Origin of the sequence: Haloferula sp. A504, from assembly GCF_044385805.1 — a bacterium.
In the GTDB taxonomy this organism is placed as follows: domain Bacteria; phylum Verrucomicrobiota; class Verrucomicrobiia; order Verrucomicrobiales; family Akkermansiaceae; genus Haloferula.
This window is the reverse complement of the sequence record NZ_JBISBU010000123.1, coordinates 1-2,983: the sequence shown is the minus strand read 5'-3', so window position 1 is coordinate 2,983 and position 2,983 is coordinate 1. Positions and strand designations below refer to the sequence as shown.

At 67.2% G+C, this 2,983-nt stretch carries 1 protein-coding gene; it reads left to right on the top strand.

Features of this window, described 5'->3' with window-relative positions:
* Positions 1-314 precede the first annotated feature (314 nt).
* Positions 315-2,927, top strand: coding sequence for a glycosyl hydrolase (locus ACG2LG_RS23635; protein ID WP_396263305.1), 2,613 nt, complete (start codon positions 315-317; stop codon positions 2,925-2,927).
* The last annotated feature ends 56 nt before the right edge of the window (positions 2,928-2,983 follow it).

Sequence of the window (2,983 nt, the reverse complement as noted above, 5' to 3'; positions counted from 1 at the left end):
GCCGAGGGTGCTCAAAAGCCGCTGATCTCATCTCTCACCGAGATCGAGCCCCCCATCGGCGAATCGCCACCGGGAGTATGAGAAATGCGGGCTAGGGGCGGGCGGGTCGGTGCCACGCGAGGCATCCCACGAACGTGCGACGGGAAATCCCCGTCATGGGTGAGATGTTGCGGAGGGAGCCGGCGTAGGTTTTGCCGATGATCTCCCGAGGTTCTGCCGGCCCTTTCCAGCCGTTTCGTTCTTGTCGTGGGGGGAGCTGCTCCCGCTGGTCCCGGGCCACGGGGGTGCTTGTCCTGGGTCTCCTCGCGGGTGGCGTGGCCCACGGCGAATTGTCCGAGTCCGAGTTCCGGGATCCGCCCCTGGCGGCGCGACCGTCGGCGCTGTGGTCGTGGATGAACGGCCACGTCGACCACGGCCAGATCACCCACGAGCTGGAGGAGATGAAGGCCAAGGGGATGCGCGGCGCAATCATCTGGGACATCGGGGTCCTGATCGATCCGGAGAAGATCATCCCCGCCGGCCCTGCCTTTCTCGGGCCGGAATCGCTGGCGTCGATCCATCATGCGATGGACGAGGCGGAGCGTCTCGGGCTGGAGCTGGGACTTTTCGCGTCGAGCAGTTGGAACGCCGGCGGCGATTGGATCGAAGCCGAGGATGGCAGCAAGGCGCTGCGCTGGAGCGAGGTGAAGGCCGAGGGACCGTCGCGCTTTTCCGGAGTCCTGCCGCTGCCGGAGGGCATCGTCGCCGAAAAGCGGGAGGTGGCGGTGGTCGCGGTGCGTGAGGGCGAGCCCGACCGGATCCGCCTCGACGACCGGCTGGGCGCGGAAGGAACCCTCGAGTGGGAGGTGCCGGAGGGAAGCTGGAGGATCCTGCGCTTTGTCTCGGGCAATACCGGCGAGAGGCTGAACTGCCCGAGCGAGAATTCGGACGGGCGGGTGATCGATCATCTCAGTCGGGAGGCGACCGACGCGCACTTCAAGCACATGCTCGATGCCCTGGCGCGGGGGCGGGACGGCTACGGTCCGCTGAAGGTGCTGATGCTCGACAGCTACGAGGTGCGCCCTGTGACCGACTGGACGCCGGACTTCGTCGAGGAATTCACCGAGCGCTACGGCTACGATCCGGTTCCGTGGTTGCCGGTGCTGGCCGGGGTGACGGTCGGCGAAGGGGATCTCGGCGACCGTTTCCTTCACGACTACCGCAAGCTGGTGAGCGACCTGCTGGTCGAGGACCACTTCGCCCGGGCCCGCGAGTTGCTCCATGAGCGAGGGCTGCTGCTGCTTGCCGAGGGCGGCCACGGCGGTCATGCCCGGGTCGACCCGCTCAAGGCGCTCGGGGCGGCCGACATCCCGATGGGTGAGTTCTGGAACCACCGCAAGAACTGGGTGACCAAGGAGGCGGCGAGCGCGGCGCACATCTACGGCAAGACGCTGGTCAATGCCGAGTCCTTCACCGGCTGGCAGCATTGGCAGGATGGACCGGCCACCTACAAGCGGCTGTTCGACATCGCGCTGTGCGCCGGGCTCAACCAGGTCAGCTTTCACACCTTCGCCCACCAGCCGCCGGGGTCCGGACTGCCGGGCGTTGCCTACCACGCCGGCGAACATTTCAACGTGAACCAGAGTTGGTGGGACGTCGCCGGGCCCATGCTCGCTGACATGTCGCGGAGCTGCCACCTGCTGCAGCAGGGGCAGTTCGTTGCCGATGTGGCGGTCTACTACGGCGACAACGCGCCGAACCTGGTGCCACCGCGGCGCATCGCGCCGACGGTGAAGCCGCGCTGGGGCGAGGGTTACTGCCTTCACTGCGGAAAGCCCGAGCCGGTCGACCTTTCATCGCTCGGCTACGGGCACGACTACGACTACGTGAATGAAGAGGTGATCCTCGAGCGGATGCGGGTGGAGGACGGGCGGATCGTGCTGCCTGATGGAATGAATTACCGGCTGCTGGTGCTGCCCGATCGCGAGGCGATCTCGCCGGCGGTGCTGCGGAAGATCGGCGCGCTGGTCGAGGCCGGGGCGACGGTCGTCGGCCCGAAGCCGGAGCGTTCGAACAGCCTGAGCGGGTATCCGGAATGCGACGCCGGGGTGCGCGAAGGGGCCGGCCGGATCTGGGGCGACTGCGACGGCGAGACGGTGAAGCGTCATCGCTTCGGCAAGGGCGAGGTGGTCTGGAATGTCCCGCTCGACGAGGTGCTCGCGGGGATGAAGGTGCGGCCGGACTTCGAGGTGGAGGATTTCGATAACTCCGGGCGGGAGATCGATTACATCCATCGGGAGACCGCCGTGGAGGACATCTATCTGGTCGCCAACACGACGCTGGAGCCGCAGCGTTTTGCCGCCCGTTTCCGCGTGCAGGCGGACCGGGTGCCGAGCTTTTGGCGCGCCGAAGACGGCACGGTCGCCCCCTGCTTCCACTACGAGGTGGGCGACGGCTTCGTCCGGATGCCGCTGGACCTTGCGCCCGCTTCCTCGATCTTCGTCGTGTTTGCGGAGGGGGCGGCGCGGGACCACTGCGTGCAGATCGAGGGCCCGGATGGCGGCATCGAGATCACGGGTCTGGAGGGCGCGGAGCTGAAGGCCCGGGTCCGGGAAGGCGGGACCTACCGCTTCAAGACCGCCCAGGGTCGGAACGGCGAAATGGTCGTCGGTGACGTCCCGCCCGACCGCGGGTTGACCGGACCGTGGACCCTGAGCTTTCCGCCGGACCGGGGGGCACCCGCCTCGGTGGAACTAGCGAAGCTCATCGACTGGACGAGTTCGGAAGATCCCGGAGTGCGTTATTTCTCCGGCACGGCGACCTACCAGACGGTGGTGCCGCTCACCGCAGCCGACCTTTCCACCCCCGGGCCGATCTTTCTCGACCTCGGCGAGGTGAAAGAGGTCGCGCGGGTCAGTAGTACCAGAGCTTGGCAAGGGGTTTTTTGAAGGTCGTTTTGAGGGCGTCAGGGAGCGGATCGATCCGGGCGGGCCGGTTCGACCTG